The sequence below is a fragment of the Nannocystis sp. genome (assembly GCF_016714285.1).
Classification (GTDB): Bacteria; Myxococcota_A; Polyangia; order Nannocystales; family Nannocystaceae; genus Nannocystis.
This window is the reverse complement of the sequence record NZ_JADJNN010000022.1, coordinates 40,626-58,583: the sequence shown is the minus strand read 5'-3', so window position 1 is coordinate 58,583 and position 17,958 is coordinate 40,626. Positions and strand designations below refer to the sequence as shown.

At 71.6% G+C, this 17,958-nt stretch carries 16 protein-coding genes; 5 read left to right on the top strand and 11 right to left on the bottom strand.

The genetic code is table 11. The annotated features are described in order from the left end of the window. Positions 1-854: 854 nt before the first annotated feature. A complete protein-coding gene (locus IPJ59_RS28910; protein ID WP_293245991.1) occupies positions 855-1,952 on the bottom strand; it encodes a hypothetical protein in 1,098 nt (365 codons plus the stop codon). Between the two features lie 657 nt (positions 1,953-2,609). Then, positions 2,610-2,768 (bottom strand): hypothetical protein, encoded by a 159-nt coding sequence (locus IPJ59_RS28905; protein ID WP_293274176.1) that lies wholly within the window; start codon positions 2,766-2,768, stop codon positions 2,610-2,612. Positions 2,769-2,907: 139 nt separating this feature from the next. Between IPJ59_RS28905 and IPJ59_RS28900 the strand changes: the two genes are divergently transcribed. Continuing rightward, complete coding sequence (locus IPJ59_RS28900) at positions 2,908-3,807, top strand: MbnP family copper-binding protein (protein WP_293245985.1); 900 nt, start codon at positions 2,908-2,910, stop codon at positions 3,805-3,807. A gap of 1 nt (position 3,808) precedes the next feature. Further along, on the top strand, positions 3,809-4,918 hold the full coding sequence (locus IPJ59_RS28895) for a methanobactin export MATE transporter MbnM (protein WP_293274175.1): 1,110 nt from the start codon (positions 3,809-3,811) through the stop codon (positions 4,916-4,918). 4 nt (positions 4,919-4,922) lie between these two features. Here IPJ59_RS28895 and IPJ59_RS28890 read toward each other — a convergent pair whose 3' ends face one another. The 4 genes from IPJ59_RS28890 to IPJ59_RS28875 all read right to left on the bottom strand — a co-directional run bounded on the left by IPJ59_RS28890 (position 4,923) and on the right by IPJ59_RS28875 (position 7,446). Next, positions 4,923-5,204: a hypothetical protein gene (locus IPJ59_RS28890; protein WP_293274174.1), complete on the bottom strand. Its 282-nt coding sequence runs from the start codon at positions 5,202-5,204 to the stop codon at positions 4,923-4,925. 115 nt (positions 5,205-5,319) lie between these two features. Further along, entirely contained in the window at positions 5,320-5,757 is a 438-nt protein-coding gene (locus IPJ59_RS28885; protein WP_293274173.1) for a nuclear transport factor 2-like protein, read from the bottom strand. Positions 5,758-5,785: 28 nt separating this feature from the next. Then, positions 5,786-6,205 (bottom strand): FAD-binding protein, encoded by a 420-nt coding sequence (locus IPJ59_RS28880; RefSeq protein WP_293274172.1) that lies wholly within the window; start codon positions 6,203-6,205, stop codon positions 5,786-5,788. Between the two features lie 11 nt (positions 6,206-6,216). Further along, entirely contained in the window at positions 6,217-7,446 is a 1,230-nt protein-coding gene (locus tag IPJ59_RS28875; RefSeq protein WP_293274171.1) for an FAD-dependent oxidoreductase, read from the bottom strand. Positions 7,447-7,547: 101 nt separating this feature from the next. Here IPJ59_RS28875 and IPJ59_RS28870 point away from each other — a divergent pair, with 101 nt between their 5' ends. The 3 genes from IPJ59_RS28870 (at position 7,548) to IPJ59_RS28860 (ending at position 10,321) form a co-directional block, all read left to right on the top strand. Beyond that, a complete protein-coding gene (locus IPJ59_RS28870) occupies positions 7,548-8,558 on the top strand; it encodes an NAD-dependent epimerase/dehydratase family protein (protein WP_293274170.1) in 1,011 nt (336 codons plus the stop codon). Between the two features lie 60 nt (positions 8,559-8,618). Further along, complete coding sequence (locus tag IPJ59_RS28865) at positions 8,619-9,794, top strand: adenylate/guanylate cyclase domain-containing protein (protein WP_293274169.1); 1,176 nt, start codon at positions 8,619-8,621, stop codon at positions 9,792-9,794. A 149-nt stretch (positions 9,795-9,943) separates the two neighbouring features. Continuing rightward, the gene (locus IPJ59_RS28860) at positions 9,944-10,321 is read left to right on the top strand and encodes a hypothetical protein (protein ID WP_293245971.1); all 378 of its coding nucleotides are present in this window, start codon (positions 9,944-9,946) and stop codon (positions 10,319-10,321) included. A gap of 159 nt (positions 10,322-10,480) precedes the next feature. On the opposite strand, the gene IPJ59_RS28855 is transcribed toward IPJ59_RS28860, so the two are convergent. The 5 genes from IPJ59_RS28855 to IPJ59_RS28835 form a co-directional block, all read right to left on the bottom strand. Continuing rightward, the gene (locus IPJ59_RS28855) at positions 10,481-13,012 is read right to left on the bottom strand and encodes an nSTAND1 domain-containing NTPase (protein WP_293274168.1); all 2,532 of its coding nucleotides are present in this window, start codon (positions 13,010-13,012) and stop codon (positions 10,481-10,483) included. 18 nt (positions 13,013-13,030) lie between these two features. Continuing rightward, positions 13,031-13,969: an SIR2 family protein gene (locus tag IPJ59_RS28850; protein ID WP_293245965.1), complete on the bottom strand. Its 939-nt coding sequence runs from the start codon at positions 13,967-13,969 to the stop codon at positions 13,031-13,033. Positions 13,970-14,282: 313 nt separating this feature from the next. After that, positions 14,283-15,392, bottom strand: coding sequence for an alpha/beta fold hydrolase (locus IPJ59_RS28845; RefSeq protein WP_293245962.1), 1,110 nt, complete (start codon positions 15,390-15,392; stop codon positions 14,283-14,285). A gap of 105 nt (positions 15,393-15,497) precedes the next feature. Further along, complete coding sequence (locus IPJ59_RS28840; protein WP_293245959.1) at positions 15,498-15,695, bottom strand: DUF4169 family protein; 198 nt, start codon at positions 15,693-15,695, stop codon at positions 15,498-15,500. Positions 15,696-15,864: 169 nt separating this feature from the next. After that, positions 15,865-17,934 (bottom strand): hypothetical protein, encoded by a 2,070-nt coding sequence (locus tag IPJ59_RS28835; protein WP_463673377.1) that lies wholly within the window; start codon positions 17,932-17,934, stop codon positions 15,865-15,867. Positions 17,935-17,958 lie beyond the last annotated feature (24 nt).

Sequence of the window (17,958 nt, the reverse complement as noted above, 5' to 3'; positions counted from 1 at the left end):
CCGCCGAAGTGCATCGCCGCATCGGCGTCCCCGCCCAGGCTGCTGCCGGTGGTCGCCATCATGCCGAAGCCGGCGAGGACGAAGGGCGCGACGCGATAGGGGAGCTGCAGTACGCCGTATCCGCGGAACGCGCCGAGCAGCGCCCTGGAGCTGCTGTCACGCAGCTTGGTCGGCATCACCCCGCCCTCGACCTCGAGGCCGAGGAAGGACAGGGGATAGTAGCCGAGGCGCAGGCCGATATCGGCCGCGACCTTTTTGTACGGCTCCCACGGCTTGTACGGATCGTACAGCTCGTGGTTCGGGTTGGCCAACAACACGCCGCCATAGATGCCGCCCTCCAGCTGATGCGCGGTCGGCCGATAACGCTTGATCCACGGCTCGCTGGTCTCGTGCTCGGTGCGGGTATTGTCGGCCTTCGGACCGGTGTCGACCTTGCCGCCCACCGACGAATCCGCCAGCTGAATACCACCACCACCGGTCGCCGGGTCGCCCGTCGACGCCTTGTCCGGGGGCGCGTCGGTCGCGGGGGCCGGCGTCGGCTCCACGGCGCGAGCGGTGCCCGAGGTGACGAGGAGCGCGACAGCGGAGACCCAGGGGAGGCAATGGTTATGCATGATGTTCGGGCAGCTCGAGGTGAAGAAACGCGCGCCCAAGGGGCGGCGCGGCCCTTCTGTAAACGGGTTCGTTGCGTTTGCAAGGCCGCGGCTGCTGGCCGATCGCCCGGCTGCGTCTCGGCGGCATCGGACGGCGCCCACGGGCGTTTCGGCGGTCTGAACGCCGCGACATCTCAGCCTGCGATCGTCGGCGACCGCGATCAGGCGCCCGCAGCGCGGGTCGGAGCGCGCCTGACGAGCTCAGCCCGGCGGCATGAAGTTCTCGCAGGCGCTGTCGATCACCGAGATCGCGTCCGCGAAGAATTGCTTGTACGACTGGGCGCAGATCTGGCCGATGCTGCCATATGTGAACATCTCGGCGAATTGAACGATGCGGCTGGCCGTCTCGGCGCCGTTGATCCCACCATTACACTTGTCGAGCGCCGGGCACTGCGGGTTCACCGGGCCGACCAGCGAGAGCACGACGACGTTGGTCTCGACCCCGCCCTTGGCGAACACGAGCCCGTTGTACCAGTCCATAGGCTCACCCGCGGAGCCCGGCTGCGCGGGCAACCCACACGCCATCAGCTCGTGATCGTCCTCCTCATCGGTGATCACGACGACCACCAGCAGCGCGTCCTCGCGGATGAAGCCGTCGTTGCAGGCCCCCGGGGCGCCGAGCTCCGGGTTCACCGCCCGCAGCATGGTGTACATCGGCCGCTCGTCGCCGTCGCCCGAGGTCCCCACCTGCCCCGCGCACGCGAACTTGCTCGCCAGATCCTCCGTCTCGTCCATCCACCGCTTGCCGCTCGTGAACGGCAGACACGACTTGTTGCTCGCGCCCTCGCCCGCGGTCTGGGTCACCAGCGCCCCGTCGAGCACGCACTGCGCCTCGTTGAACGGGTACGCGTCGCTGGTCACGACGCCGACGTGGTAGCTCTCTGCGTCCGCCAGCTGGGCCTGCATCGCCGCCACGAACTCCGGGAAGCTCTGGACCAGCGTCTGCTGCTCGTCGAGCATGCTCCCCGAGTCGTCGATCACAAACAGCAGGTCGACCTTGGTGCACCCGGTGTCGGGCATCATCATCCCCGCGTCCGGCGTCGGCGGCAGGTCGAACTTGGGCCCGTTCGACGGGTCCACCCCGCTCTCGCTGCCCCCGCTCGCCCCCGTGGTCGGCGTGGCCTCGGTCGCCGTGCCCGCGTCCGTGCCGGCCCCGGTCATCTCCGTCCCCCCTGGCCCCCCCGACATGGTCAAGATGCCCGTCTGCTGGGTGACGCTGCTGCCATCCGACGCGGTGCCGCGCGCACCGTCGTCGCCGCAGGCGGCGAGGCCGAGGAGAGCAATTGCGAGTGCACGCATCCTCGCACGATACGTGGCTCCGGCCGGGACCACAAGCCAGAGACCCGTGGCCCCCAACCCCTTCCCGCCGTCGACCCCGTGGATAACCGTGGATAACCGGGGATACCCGCGAGCAAGTCATCACATACCCTGCCAGCAAACGCGCCCGTGTCCGAACCTGATGCTTGCAACCCAGAAGTCCACCATTGGACTCGAACCCGGCCACGGACGCAGCCCCATGATCGCCGATCCATGGGCCGGCTGGTGCCGCCAATCGCGACTGCGACACTCCGCCACGCAGGGCCCGCTGCGACACACTGCCGCAGCGACACCCTCCGGGCGCTTCGATGGGCTGCTCACCTCGCCCGCTGTCCCATGCCCCTCCCGCGCCCCTCGTCAGCCTCCTCCTCGGCCTCCCTTTGGCCTGCAACACCACGGACCACGCGAGCACGGACCACGCGAGCACGGGGCACGCGAGCACGGACACGCCACCAGCGAACCCACCGCCTCCCGCGCCTCCCCCAGCGAGCCCACGAGCGGCACCGACGCGTCGGCCGGGACCACCAGCGGCGAGACCACCGGCCACGCCACCCACGACCACACGAGCACCGCCACGACGGGCCACGCCACCGACCACACGAGCACCGCCACCACCGGCGACCCCTCGCCACTCGACGCCTATTGCGCCTGCATGCTCGAGAATTGCCACGACCAGTACCACGGCACCTGGGGCGAGGACCACGAGATCGCCGAGGCCATGTGCGCCGCCGCGGCCGCGGCCCTGCCGAGCGTCGGCATGCCGGCGACCCGCGGCAATCGCTCGAGTGTCGCCAACATTACTGCGAGCTCGGCCGCGCCGTGGCCGGCGCCTGCGACAGCGCCATCGGCGGCGGCGCCTGCGTCTGACCTCGTATCAATTGTCGCGCGACACTCGGTCGCAGCGACGCCCACACACAACATCGATACCTTGCACGCCATGCAGCACCCGCTCCGCCTCCTCGCCCTCTCCACCCTCGCCCTCCTCGCCTGCGAGGACGATCATGGCGGCGGCTTCGTCGACGAGCCGGTCGAGATCGCCTTTGAGGCCCGCGTCGCCGAGCTCCCCTTCGCCTGCGGCCAGAATTACACCGCCCTCGGCAGCGACGGCAGCGGCGGCACCCCGCAGGACTTCCGCTTCTATGTATATGATGTCCGCCTCGTCACCGACGCTGGCGAGGAGCACCCGGTCGACCTCGACGACGACGGCGTCCACCAGGGCGGCGGCGTGGCCCTGCTCGACTTCGAGGACGGCAGCGGCGCCTGCACCAACGGCACCGCCGAGACCTACACGACCCTCAAGGGCACCGTGCGCGCGCAGCCCCGCCACGGCGACGGCGAGGCCGGCTACTCCGAGATCCGCTTTCGCATCGGCGTCCCCGAGGAACAAAACCACGCCGACCTCACCACCCTCCCGGCCCCGCTCAACGACACCACCCTGTCGTGGTCGTGGAACGCCGGCCACATCTTCTTCAGCGCCTGGGGCGTGTTCGGCGGCGCCGCCCCCTTCGACCTCGGCGTCCACGTCGGCAGCACCGGCTGCGAGGGCGACGCGACCGCCGGCGCCGTCGTCTCGTGCAGCAACGCCAATCGCCCGGAGATCGCCCTCGCCGGCTTCGACCACGACACCAGCAAGATCGTCGTCGACTGGGGCGCCCTGTTCGCCGACCTGAAGCTCGCCACACCACCCGACCTTTGTGAGGTCGTCGACGGCGAGACCAGCTGCGCCTGCCACTCCTTCGACCCCGGGCCGCTGTGCACCACGCTGTTTACCCCGCTCGGCCTCGACTGGTCCAATGGCAAGACCATCGCAGGACAGTCGCTGTTCCGCGTGCAATGACATGCTCCGCCGCGCCGGCCTGATCATGCTCCTCCTCGGCGCCTGCGCCGAGGCAGCGGACGACTACGAATGGCCGCTCGGCGTCGGCCTGCCCGTCCCGCTCGTGCCGGACGACAACCCGATGAGCACGGCGAAGGTCGAGCTCGGCCGGCATCTCTTTTACGACACCCGCCTGTCCGGCAACCACAGCCAGGCCTGCGCCAGCTGCCACCTCCAGGAGCTCGCGTTCACCGACGGCCTCGCCGTCTCCGAGGGCTCGACCGGGCAGCACACCCCGCGCAGCTCGATGAGCCTCGCCAACGTCGCCTACGCGACCACCCTGACCTGGGCCAACCCGGTCCTCCTCGACCTCGAGGCGCAGATGCTGGTCCCCCTGTTCGGCGCAGAGCCGGTCGAGCTCGGCCTGCGCGGCCTGGAGGACGAGCTCCTCGCCCGCATCCGCGAGGTCCCGCGCTACCAGGAATTGTTCGCCGCCGCCTTCCCCGACGACGCCGAACCGATCTCCCTGCACAACCTCACCCGCGCCCTCGCCTGCTTCGAGCGCCGGCTCATCTCCGGCAATTCCCCCCACGACCGCTACCTCGCCGGTGACACCAGCGCGATCTCCGAGTCCGCGCGACGCGGCGCCCAGCTGTTCAACGGCGAGAAGCTCGAGTGCTTCCATTGCCACGCCGGCTTCAACTTCCAGGACAGCGTCGCCTACGTCGGCAAGCCCCCGCGCAACGGCATCTATCACAACACCGGCCTCTACAACCTCGACGGCAAGGGCGCCTACCCCCCCGGCAACACCGGCCTCCACGAGTTCACCGGCGTGCCCGCCGACATGGGCCGCTTCCGCGTCCCGACCCTGCGCAACATCGCCGTCACCGCCCCCTACATGCACGACGGCAGCATCGCCACCCTGGACGAGGTCCTCGACCACTACGCCGCCGGCGGCCGCACGATCGCCGAGGGCCCCCACGCCGGCGTCGGCCGCGACAATCCCTACAAGAGCAGCTTCATCCGCGGCTTCGAGCTCAGCCCCCAGGAGCGCGCCGATGTCCTGGCATTCCTGGGGAGCCTCACCGACGAAGAATTCCTGACCGACCCCGAGCTCGCCGACCCGTGGTAGGGGGTCACCCGAGCACGCGCCGCGTGCCCGACCACAGCGCCGTCATCGCCGCGACCTCACCCCGCTTCACCCGCAGCATCAGCGCCAGGCCGCCCTCGCCGTCCGGGTCGACCAGGAAGGCGCCGATGTGGTGACCGCAGATCACGAGCTGGTCGATCACCAGCCGCGCGAGCGACCCGCCCGCGTGCGCCTGCAGGCGCTCGATCGCCGGCACCGGCGCGCCGTCGAAGGACTCCTCCGCGGTCTCGCAGCCGATCGTGATGTTCGCCGTCCTCGGCAGCTCCACTGATCCGGGTCGCCGCTGGCGATCGCCAGCACGAGCCCCCGCGCGTCGTCGCGGCGTAGCCCGCCCGCCAGCGTCATGCCGAAGCGCAGACCGTTGCCAAGCCCGGCGCGGCCCATCATCCGCGCCCGTGCCGACCGAGCGCGCGCAGGCCGGCGAAGCGTCGCCCGAGGAACCACGCGATCACGTGGCGCGGCTCCCAGACCGCCTGCAGCGATCCGACCAGCCCGTCGCGCAATGTATAGGCGATCAGCGCCGGGACCGGCAGCACCGCATCCGGGTCGGCCTCGGTGACGCTCACCACCGTCGCCTGGCGGATGAATGTGTGGAGGCCGCAGAAGTCGCGCTTTACCTCGAAGGCGACGCTCGGCTGGGGCCCGATGAACACGTCCCAGAACAGCGATATCTTGGCACTCCCAGCATAACGCCCGGCCTCGACCGGGTCCTCCACGAAGCCCTCCGGGTGGAACAGGGCCACCCAGCCCGCCTTGTCCTTGGCGCCGACCAGCGCCGGGGAGCGCAGGGCCAGCTCGAATGTCTGTCGTGGGTCCGTCATGTTCGTTCCTCGTGTCACTCGCGTATACTCATGCTGTGGTGCGCCGCGCCGCGTGGCGCCCGGCGTTGCGCCCGGAGAAGATCCCGTCGGCCACCGATAATCCGCTGACATATCCGTTGGACGACACCCCGACCGCCGTCCGCCCGGCCGCGTAGAGCCCGGGGATCGCCGCCCCGTCCGCGCCCAGCACCTCGGCGGTGAGGCCCTCCGTGCGCAGGCCGCCGAGGGTCAGGCAGGGGGTCGGGTACAGCAAGCCGTCCTTGTCGAAGGGGATCGCGTAATACGGGCCGCCGTCGATCGGGCTCATGGTGTCGAGGCGCTTGCCGAGCCCGTCGACGCCCGCGCGCACGCCGGCGTTGTAGGCGGCGACGCTGGCCTCCAGGCCGTCGGCGTCGATGTCCATGCGCGCGGCCAGCTGGCGCAGCGTCGGCGCCGAGCGACAGGTCACATAACCATTGATCAGGCCAAATACGCGTTGATACACTGGGGGGGGTTGCCCGACATGACCTGGCGCCGGCCGCGGGCCATCGTCGACGCGTCGACGATCAGCGTGCCCTTGCCGCCGTGCTCCTCGATCATATGCTCGCCGACCTTGCCGCCATACAGCGTCTCGTTGCAGATGCGTGCGCCGCTGCGACCGACCAGGATCCCGCCCCACCACGCCTCCGGCGGGTCGATGAAGCGCCACGCGGTGCAGCGGTCCATCTTGCCCAGCACCCCGCCCGCGGCCTGACCGATCGCGATCCCCGAGCCGTCGTCCCCGGCGGTGCCGAGGCGCATGCTGCAGTCCGCGTAGGCCGGCGCATGCTCGAGCATCAACTTGCGGTCGAACACGAAGCCACCTGTGCACAGGATCACACCGCGACGCGCACGCACATGATGACGTTTGCAGCTGCGTTCGATCGCGCGCAGTGTGGCCTGCAACACCCCGCCGAGCCGTGGGCTGATCCCTCCGGCATTTCGCACGAGCGTCGCCATCACATCGACCAGCCAGCGCGGCGCCTTTAGCTCGCAGACCACGCCACCGATCACCGCGCCGTCGCTGGCGACGACCAGGCGCTCGAGACGACTGTACGGACGCAGCAGCGCGCCGGCCTCGAGCATCCCGAGCCGCATCGCCTCCGCCGACAGGTGACCCGTCAGGCCCACGCCCAGCGGACGGTGACCACGCGGCGCCGGCGTGGCGCTGTCGCGGTACGGGTGACACAGCTCGTTGCCCGAGAAGTACAGCGTGCAGTCGCTCTCGGGGTACGCCGACTTGCTGACCTTGCCGCTGACCGGGAACGGCACGCCGAGCTGGCGCAGCCACTCGAAGTTGGCGACGCTGGTCTCGCAGAAGGCCCGCAGCGTCGCCTCCGGGACCGCGTCGCCGACCTCCTGGCGGAGGTAGTCGAACATGTTCTGCGGCGTGTCGACGTAGCCGGCCGCGAGCTGCAACTCGGTGCCGCCGCCGAAGTAGATGATGCCCGCGCTCCTGCCGGTCGCGCCGCCGCCGGCGAAGCGGTCGATGACGACGACCTCGGCGCCGCCGCGCCGCGCCTCGATCGCCGCGCTGCCCCCGGCCGCGCCGAGGCCGACCACCAGCACGTCGCACTCGATGTCCCAGGCGTGCGTCCGCCCGCCGCTGCGAGCCCCCGAGGAATCGCCCCGCAGCGGCGCGCGCTCGGAGGACGGATCGTGATCGATCATTCGGGCTGTCTACTATCTTCTCGCGGTCTGTGCTAGATGCAGCGGGGTGCGCTGGTAGCCGCAGTCGTGCCCACGCCAGCGCGAGGTCCTCGGAGTTCGCGATGCAATCCAGCGGGATCCACGTCGTCACCGGCGCCACCGGCCAGGTCGGCCTCGAATTGTGCCGGGGCCTGCGCGGCGCGGGCAAGCCAGTGCGCGCCGTCGTGCTCCCACATGACCCGGCGATCGCCCGCCTGCAGGCGAACGGCGTCGAGGTTGTGGCCGCCGACGTCCGCGACTTCGCGGCCCTGCGGGTCGCCTTCACCGGCGCCGATACCATCTATCACCTGGCCGCGATGGTCAGCACCAGCGCCCGCCACGACCCGCGGCTGTGGCAGGTCAACGTCGAGGGCCCGCGCAACGCGGCCCAGGCCGCCCTCGAGGTCGGGGCGCGGCGCATGCTGTATTTCTCCTCGATCGTCGTGTTCGACCCGGCGCCGCTCGACCAGCCGCTCGCCGAGACCCGGGCGCGCCTGCCGGTATCGCAGGGCTCGCCGTATGTGCGCTCCAAGGTGGTCGGCGAGCAGGTGATTCGGGCCGCGGTCGGGCGCGGCCTCGACGCGGTGATCGTGCATCCGACCGTCGTGATCGGGCCCAACGAGACCCACCATATCGGCGTCGTGCAGAGCCTGCTGGTCGCATATTTCAACCGCAAGCTGCCGGCGACCTTTCGCGGTGGTTTTAATGCAGTGGCGATCGGGGACCTCGTCGCCGGGGCGATCGCCGCGGCCGAGCGCGGGCGCACGGGCGAGAGCTACATCCTCGGCGGCGCGCATGCCTCGCTGACGCAGATCCTCGAGCGCAGCCGGCCGCTGTGCGACGCGCCGGTGCCGAAATTATCGATCCCTCTCGGCCTCGCGCGCGCCGGGCTGCCGGTGGTGGGCGCGGTGGCCCGGCTCACGCGCAGCCGCCCCGCCTTCACCCACGAGGACCTGCGCCAGCTCGCAGGCAACACCCGCATCTCCTCACAAAAGGCCGCGCAGGAGCTCGGCTACCGCCACGACGGCCTCGACGCGGCCCTGCGGATGGTCCACGCCGAATGGACGATCGGGCGGGCCGCGACGAAGCGATAGAGAGCCGCGCGAGCGCCGAGGCCCGCCCTCCGGGCCGCGTCGATGCGTTAGAGTCGGGCCATGGACCGCATGGCCGCGCTGTTCGAGTGGCTGCTGGACGGAGCGCCGGGCGCGAGCTCGGCGCCGCAGGTCGTCGAGCGCCTGGCCCTCGACGCCCGGGCCGCTGAGATCCCGATTGACCGGGTCGCGGTGTTCGTCACGACCCTGCACCCGAGCATCGTCGGTCGGGCGTTCTACTGGCGGCCCGGGGTGCCGGTCCGCGTCGCCGAGCTGAGCGCCCAGGCCCAGAAGTCGGACGCCGTGCGTCTGAGCCCGGTCGGCGAGGTTTGGCGCACGGGCGTCGAGTTTCGCCGGCGGCTCCACGACCTCACGCCCGCCGACCACGCGACGCTGCGCGAGCTGGCCGCGGAGAACTACAGCGATTTCGTGGTCCTCCCGATCGTGTTCACGACCGGCCAGGTGCACGCCATCTCGTTTGCCACCCAGCACGCGGACGGCTTCGCCGAGGCGCAGCTCGCGGCGCTGCGCCGGCTGCTGCGCCCGTTGGCACGGGTCACCGAGATCTTCGCGCTGCGTCGCATCGCGTCGAACCTGCTCGACACCTACGTCGGGCACAGCGCCGGCGAGCGCATCCTCGCCGGGCGGATCTCCCGCGGCGACATCGAGACGATCCGCGCCGTCGTGTGGTTCTCGGACCTCCGCGGCTTCACCGAGATCGCCGCGCAGCAGGCCCCGCGCGAGACGATCGACATGCTCAACGAGCTGTTCGAGTGCCAGGTGCCGGCGATCGAGGCCCGCGGCGGTGAGGTGTTGAAGTTCATCGGCGACGGGCTCCTGGCGATCTTCCCCGTCCCCGAACTGGACACGGACATGGCCGCGGCGCGAAGTGTCGCGGCGCTCGACGCCGTCGACGCGGCCTTCGCCGCGCTCGCGGTCCGCAACGCCGCCGCTGCCCGGGAGATCCGCTTCGGCGTCGCGCTGCACGTCGGCGAGATCGCCTACGGCAACATCGGCGGCGCGTCGCGCCTCGACTTCACCGCCATCGGCGCGGCGATCAACCTCGCCGCGCGCCTCGAGGGCCTCACGGCGCGGGTCGGCCGCTCGCTGGTCGTCTCGGAGGACTTCGCCGCCCACGTGCCCGCGGGGCGCCTCGAGGAGCTCGGCGCCTTCGAGCTCAAGGGCGTGCCTGGCCCACAGCGCGTATTCGGTGCCATCACCGCGGACCGCGAGCATTGACGGGCGAGGCCGCGCGAGGGCTCAGGCCGGCGATTCAGGCCGCTGAGTCGTCCGGGCGTGGTCTGTGATACGGTCGCCCCGGGTCGCGGCGTATGTGCCGTGTTGGCCGCGTGCGACCACGTGCGACCACGTGCGATGGAAAGTACAGCATGATCAATCCGTCCAGGCTCATCCTCACCCTGTCTCTTCTCTTTGGTGCCAGCATTGGCGTGATCGCCGGGTGCGACAACGCGGGCGACGACGCCTGCATCTCCGGCCGCGATTGCACCTGCGACGCCGAGCCCTCGTGCTCGAATGAATGCAACGGGGCGAACTGCGCCTACTCGTGCAGCAACACCGACTCATGCACCTTCGATTGCACCGACGGCGGGTGCAGCGTCTCGGCGAACAAGGCGGGCGCGGTGACCCTCGACTGTCCAGGCGGCGGCTGCCAGCTCGCCTGCACCGGGACCACGAGCTGCAAGATCACGAACTGCAGCGATTGCACGTGTACTGACGATTCGAGCGCGCTCGGCATCTGCATGTGATCGCGGCCGGGCTGCGTTGATTCCGAGCCTGGCCGGCGAGTTCGCCGGGGGGGCCCAGGTTAGAGGCCCGGGCCGGGCCTGGGCCTCGGCCGCGCGCTACGATCAACTACGATGATTGCGCGCGACCCGTGGACGCGCGTCCACGGGCCGATGGCGCTGCTACGGCGTGCCGACCTCGGCGTCGGGCACGTCGCGGTTGAGCGGCTTGACCTCCTCGGCGGGCTTGGCCTTCGGCTTCGGCTTGGCGGCGGGCTTCGGCTTCGGCTCAGGCTTGGCCGGCGTCGGCGCGGGCTCGACGACGGGCTTGGGTGCGGGCTCAGGCTTGGCCGCGGGCTCGGGCTTGGCGGGCTCGGGCTCGGGCTCGGCGGCGACAGGGGTCGGCGTGGGCTCGGGCGTCGGCTCGGCGACGGGCTCGCTGGCGGCCGCCTTCTTGCTCGCGCACGGGTTGTCCTTGCTGACCTTGCCGCGCTCGGCGTCGGGCGCCGCGAGCAGGCGGTCGATCGCCGTCTGGGCCAGGTGGGCCGGGCCGTAGTCGGGCTGCAGGGTCAGCGCCTTGCGAGCGCAGCGCTCGGCGTCGGCCAGCGAGGCGCGGTTCAGGTAGACCTCGGCCATGCCAGCGAGCGACGGGCTGTAGTCGCGGTCCAGCGCGAGCGCGGCGCGGTAGCCCTGCTCCGCGGACTCGACCTGTCCTTGCGACCAGGCGAGCCGGGCGAGCGCGTCGACCGGGGCCGGGTTGCTGGCGTCGCGGGCCTGCGAGCGCTCGAAGCGGTCCTTCGCGCTGGCGGCGTCGCCGGCCAGGAGGGCGCGGAAGCCCTCGCGCCAGGGCAGGCGCGACAGCTCGCGCACGCGGGCGCTGTTCGGCGCGCCGGGGCGGGTCGCGGCCTCGTAGCCGTCGAGCGCGGCGGACAGCGCGGGGTTGTGCCGGGCGTGGTCGGCGGCGAGGGCGGCGACGGCCTTCTGGGCCCGCTCTAGCGGGTCCTCCAGCGCCTCGGCCGCGGCGGCGAGCGAGGCGTGGAGCGGCCTCAGCGACGGGTCGGTCTGGGCCTTCTTGAACGCCTTGATGTCGTCGGCGAGGGTCTGCTGGCGGGCGATGAGCGCGTCGACCTGCGCGCCGAGGGGGATCAGGGCCTGACCGGAGGCGAAGTAGTTGGTGAGGGTCTGGGCCTCGAGGTCGACGTCGCGGGCGTTCGGGCGGTAGCGGCCCATGTCGAGGACCACGCCCTGCAGCGCCTGCACGTCGTCGGCGACCGCCTGGGTGTCGGCGGCGAGCTGGGTGAGCAGGACGCGGCGCTGCTCGCCGGCCAGCTCGGCGGCGCCGAGCAGGAGCTGCTTGCTGAGCTTCGCGTTGGCCTCGGTGAGCGAGGCGAGCTGGGCCTCGAGGCCCTTCTTGTCGCCCTGGATGCCCTCCAGGTGCTGCCAGCCCATCTGCCCGAGGTAGGTGAGGCCGACGACGATGCCGGCGAAGACCAGCATGAAGGCGACGAAGCGCCAGGCCCGACGGGCCTTCTTCTGGGCCGCGAACCACACCGCGTTGGAGGCCTGGATCGGCGCGGCGAGGCGGTCGTGGACGACCTCATACCAGGTGTTGCCGGCGCGCTCCTCGGAGCGGATCAGTCGCGCGGCCTCGAGGTTCTCGACCAGCTTGAAGGACAGGCCGCCGACGTTGCGCTTGCCGCGGAGCTGCGAGCTGCGGGTGCCCTCGGGGGTGACCAGGCGCTCGCCGAGCCAGGTCCGCAGCTTGCGCTCGCCGCCCCAGCCGGAGGCCGCGCGGGCGACGGCGAGGTCGTAGAAGCGGATCAGCGCCTCCTCCGGGTCGAGCGGCTTCGACAGCGGACCGGCGCGACCACCTCGCTCGAAGCGCTCGTCGCAGGCGAGCTGGATGTGCATCGGCTCGATGCGATCGCTGGCGATCAGCACCTGTTTGCCGTTGGCCAGGCGCACGCGTCGCTGGGCGAGGGACCGGGCCAGCTGCTCGGCCTCGCTGGTCGAGAACAAATTGGGCGCGGGTCCCGAGATCGCCTCCATCGCCTCGGGCACGCGCAGGCCCTCGATCGCGTAGCGGACCCGCAGCACGTCGGGCAGCAGCGCGGCGTGGCGCTCGAGGTTGGCGAGCTGCTCGTCGCGGATCGCCAGCAGCACCCGCAGCGGCCGCAGCGAGCGCTCACCGACGACGCTGCCCGGGCGATCGCCCGGCAGGCACTCGGCGAGCTCGCGCAGGAAGGCCTCGCGCTGCTCCCACTGCGCCGGGTAGGCCGAGAACATGTCGCCGAGCTGGTCGAGCACCAGCGCCAGCGGCTTGCGGCCGCCGGCCTTCAGGCGCGCTTGAAGAAACGAGGCCAGGGTGTGCTGGGCCAGCGCGCCGAGGTCGTCGTCCGGCCCGACCCAGTGCAGCAGCACGCTGTAGGTGAAGACGTTGCGCAGGCGCGTCGCGTCGACGTCGGGCGGCAGCAGGCCGCCGACCCGCGCGACCGGCAGCACCTCGAAGCCGACCCGCTCGAGCTCCGGCACGACGCCGGCGCACAGCAGCGAGGTCTTGCCCGCGCCGGTCGCTCCGTAGAGCACCGTGAGCGGCTGGGCGATCACCAGCGCGGCGAGGTCCTGCAGCTCGCGCGAGCGGCCGAAGAAGCGCTGGCTCTCGGCGGCGGTGAACGGGCGGGGTCCCGGGTACGGACTCGTGGTCTCGGTTTCCATGCGTATCAAACTCCCGGGTCACTTGCTCTGGGCGGCGCTCCAGCGCTCGCGCAGCTCGTGGAGAAACTCGTGGGGCGTGCCCCAGTAGACCTTGATGTGCAGCTTGGCGAACAGGCGCTCGAGGTAGCGCAGCAGCCCGTCGTCGGCGTCGGCCGGCTTGACGTGGACGCTGACGCTGCCCGCCTGCAGGCCGCTGAAGTCGCCGCCACACAGGCTGCGCAGCAGCACGCGGAAGTTCCAGTCCGACAGCGGCTGGCCGAGCAGCACCACCGGCCCGCCGCGGAGCGCCCGCTGCACGGCCGGGGGGATCAGCGAGGGGTGGCGGGCCGTCGCGACCAGCATGTCGAAGTGGTCGTCCTCGGCGACCACCAGCGACTCGGCGACGGCGATCTGGCCGTGCAGGTGGAACACGAAGGGCTCCTCCACCGTGGGCACGTAGTGCGGGTCCTCCTCGAAGGTGGTGGCCAGCGACGACGAGCGCAGCGCCTCGTGCCAGCGACAGAAATCGGCGCGCGGGCGGCGGGCGTGGGTCTTGCCGCCGTGACGCGCGCTGTGAGCCTGCAGCGACCGCTTGATGCGGTCGTCGGGCGTGGTGGTGACGTAGGTGCGAAACGGCAGCTCGGCGAGGGCCCGCAGCGCCTCGGCCTCGGGCGCCGCTTCGGCGTCGGCGGGCAGCGCCGACTTGGCCTCGATGAACGCGGCCGCGAGCTCGTTCCGCGGCCAGCGCGAGCCCTTCTCGATCGCCATGAACTGGGCGACACGGGCGAGGTTCCAGCGATCCTCGAGCGGGTACGCGTGGGCCTCGGCCCACTGCATCGCGATGTCGCCGGGCAGCGGCGTGAGGCCGTCGTGCACGCCGGCCCCGACGAAGGGCGTACAGGCGCCGGCCTCGATCCGCGACAGCAGCAAGGTCCAGTCGGCCTGTGTGAGTTGGCCTTGAGGTGTCTCGGATGACATGGCGGTTGACGATACACGGAGGTTCAGAAGCGTGTCACCCCCGCCGCTGCAGCCGTACACGCACGCGAGCCCGAAGCCGCGCCGCGCCGCCGCGACCGACAGCCGGACCCGATCGCCGTTCCGCGCGGTGCCCTGCTGTCCCGAGAGACAGGTGCTCACGACGCGCGACGACGCGCCCGCAGCGCCGCTGCTGGCTCACGGCGCGCGAGCGGGCACGGAGACAGCGCGCAAGATCCCGGACCCTCGCGGCCGCGCGCGGCGAGTCGCCGTCACGTCCAGCGTCACGCCGCCGCGGCGCCGCGGCGCCTCGCCGTCACGGCGTCGCGGGGCTGGTCGCCGGGGCGCCTGGCGTTGGACTGCTCGCTGGCGTCGCTGGACCCGGCGCGGGCGAGTCGCTGGCCGGCGTCTCGCTCGCGGCCACGAAGGCGCGCCACTGCTGGACCACACCAGCGGGGTTGTCCCAGTGCGGCCAGTGGCCAGCGTCGGCGAACACGTGGCTGTGGCACTTGCCGGGCAGGGCGTACTTGCAGCTGTCGGCGGCCATGCGCCACATGAGGTGCTTGTCCTGCTCGCCCCACAGCACGAGCACCGGGATGCCGATCTTGGCGGCCTCCTTCGCGGTCTTCTCGTTGTGCTCGGCGTCGCGGAAGCGCTGCTTGTAGTAGCGCAGCGGCGGGCGGGTCTCGGCGACGGTGTCGAAGGCGGCGCGGTACCACACGAGGTCGTCGTCATCGAAGGCGTCCCGGTGCACGAGCTCGCCCTGGTAGACCTCGCGCCGCCGCTTGTCCCCCATGCCGGCGAAGAAGGTGGGCACCCCGGGCAGGGTGAAGGTCCGCATGTAGCGGACCTTCTTGCGCTGCTCCGGCGACTTCTCGAGGTACTCAGCGAAGGCGCGCGGGTGGGCGACGCTGAGCGCCGTGAAGGTGGTGAAGCGCTGCGGCGCCTTGATGACCGACCACCAGCCGATCAGCGAGCCCCAGTCGTGGCCGAGGAGGTGGGTCGCGACCCCGTCCGGTGCGCCGTCGGCCGCCGCCGTCGCGTCGGCGAAGGCCAGCACGTCGGCCGCCGCCGAGTCGAGGTCATAGCCCTTCTTCGGCTTGCCGGTGGCCGCGTAGCCGCGGAGGTCCGGCGCCAGCACGCGATAGTCGCCCGACAACATCGGCACCAGCTCGCGCCACGTGTACGCGAAGTCCGGGAAGCCGTGCAGCAGAATCAGGCGCGGCGCGTCCTTGCGGCCGGCGGCGACGTAGTGCATCCGCAACTTCCCGCCCGCGCCCTCGACCTCGATGAACGCGTTCTCCCAGCGACCCGGGATGTTGCCGAGAGCGCTCTCCGCGGGGTCGAGCTTGGCCGTGGAACCAGCGCAGCCGGCCGCGAGTGACAACGAGACGAACAGCGAGGAGAACAGCGCGCGAGGAGCCATGGGCCGCCTCTTAGCACGGAGCCCGCGCGCGCCGAAGAAGCCCGCACGCGCCCGGTGTCGCCCGGCGATCCCCGAGCGCCCGACCGGCTGGCGGCCGCCTGGCGCTCACCCCTCCGGCGGATCTTCGGCGGGCTCGAGCCGCTTGCCGGCCAGAATCTCCGCCTGCCGCTGCTCCTCGCGCCGCTGCGTCTCGCGATCCGGCTTGCTACGGCCGTGGCGGACGCGACTCTCCTCGGCCCGCCGGGTCCGCTCCGCCCGCTCCTTCGCCTTGCGAAAGTGGTTCAGGTTGATCACATCGCCCATGCGCCGCGAGCATAGCGAAGCTCGCGCGCCGGCACCAGACGCGACGAGCCTCCGCGCCCGACCCGCCGGATAGCGCAGTCGCGTGCGCATCACCCGAGAGGATGTACCTCGGCGCACGCGATCGACACACCCGCGACATCGATCTCACGAGCCTCCCCGCCCGCGCGGCTCAGGGCACCGCCAGGGCCGCCTCGGTCGCGCGCAGCAGCGGCTCAGCGCTGACCGGCGCGCCGGTGGCGTGGGTCATCCACACGTCCGGCGTGACCGCGCCGAAGCTGGCCATGCGCTCGAACTCCGGCCCGAGCCGCCCGACCTTGTGCAGGTGCTCCTCGATCTGAAACGCGATGAGGTGCCCGATCGGGTAGTCCGCGAGATACAGCGGATAGGAGATCATGTGGCTATAAACGCCGAGCAATGGCGTCGTCGTGCCGCCGAGCACCGGCGCATAATAGCGGTCCCAGATCTCCTCGGCGATGCGCACCACCGCCTCGCGTAGATCCGCCGCCGTCGCCTCCGGGTGATCGTACATCCAGTGCCAGGTCGCCAGGTCGACCAGCGCGACCCCGGCGATCTCCCAGGTCTGCCAGAAGTCGCCGAGCACCCGCTCGCGCTCGCTGGCCGCGTCGGGCTGTTGCAGGCCCAGCAGCTCGAGGTCCCGCGCCTGGAACACGAAGGCCAGCGCCTCGGTGAACGCGTTGTTCGGCACGCCCATCAGCAGCGTGTGGTCGACGCTCTCGAGCGAGAACACCTGCTCGACGTTGTGCCCGAGCTCGTGCACGGCGATGTTGTAACCCTTGTAATCCATGCCGCCCGCGCCCACGCGGGTGCGCAGGCGCGGCGCGTCGCCGCGGCGCATCGCCTGCAGCGCGTGCCCGGCCCCGCGCGACGGGTCGACGCGGATGTGCTCGGCCAGCCAGCGCGCCCGCTCCGCGGCGAAGCCCAGCCCCTCGAGGATCCGCGGCATGTCAGCGGCGAAGGCCGCCGCGTCGGGGTAGCGCTTGCGCGTGAGCAGGTCGAGCTCAGCCTCCGGCCGCGACCCGGCCTTGAAGCCCGCGTACCACAGGTCGACCGGCTCGAGCGGCCGCCCCAGCCGCCCCTCGATCAACTTCGCCACCCGCGGCACCAGCGGTGATGCCAGCACCTGCTCGAGCAGCGCCTTGACCCGCGTCTCCGGCAGCTCGCGCCCGATCTCGAAGCTGCGGGCGATCGCCGTCGGCGCGATCGGCACGAAGGGGTCCTCGCGGCGAGCCGCATGGAACTGGGCCAGGAGCCTCGCGTAGCGCAGATCCGGCTCGCGCGCCCCGTCCAGCTGCGGCGCCCCCTCGCGGCGCGGAGCATCGGCTTCGATCGCGTCCGCCGGCGCCATCTTCACCGTATTGCTGACCGGCTCCCAGTCGACCCGCGGGTCATCGATCACCGCCTGGGGGATCGTCTGCGTCACGATCCGCTCCATCACCTTGACGATGATCCGCTGCTTCTCTAGCCCCGCCGGATCGCCGTAACGCCCCTTCAATTCGTCGCGCAGATTCCAGTGCGAGATGAGCCGCAATCCCGACGGGAACGGCCGGTCGCCGCGCGCGTCGACGACGTGGTGCATCCACAGGTTATATTGCGAGATGTAGCGATCGGCCTCGGCGCTGGCCTGGGCCGCCGCGCGACGGATCTCCCCCGGCACTCGCCGCGCGAAGCGACCCGCCAGCCGCACCTCCGCCCACTGCCGCCGCGTGTAGGTCGGCCCGTCCGCGTCGCGCTCGGCGAGCGTGGTCAGGGGAAAGTTGAGCAGCACCACGAAGCCCGGCTTCGCCGCGAACAGGTCCTCCGTCAGGTGCGCCGCCGGGTCGACCGCCGTCAGCAGCGGGTCGATCGCCAGCAGCGGCCCCACGTCGACGTCGCTGGCCCGCCGCAGCTCGCGTCCGACCGCGTGCATGTACCCGTCGACCTGCTCGAACACCTGCTCGAGCCGCGCGAAGGTGGCATCCAGCTGGGCCGGGTCGGCGATGAAGTGCTCGCGCACGAAGGCCGCGAGCTCGCCGTCCTCCGCGCGCCACAGCCTCGCCACCTGGTCGACGCCGCGATCGATCCGCGCCCGCGCCGGCTCGCCGTGCGTCGTCACCAGCTCGGCCTTCAACGCCGCCAGGCCCGCGACGTCCTCCTGCACCTCCTGCTGCTCCTGCACCTTCGCCAGCCCGCCGCTCGCCTGCCTCTGCTTCGGTGGATCGCCCGCAGGTCCGCAGGCCATCAAGAACACCGCGAGACCGGCGAG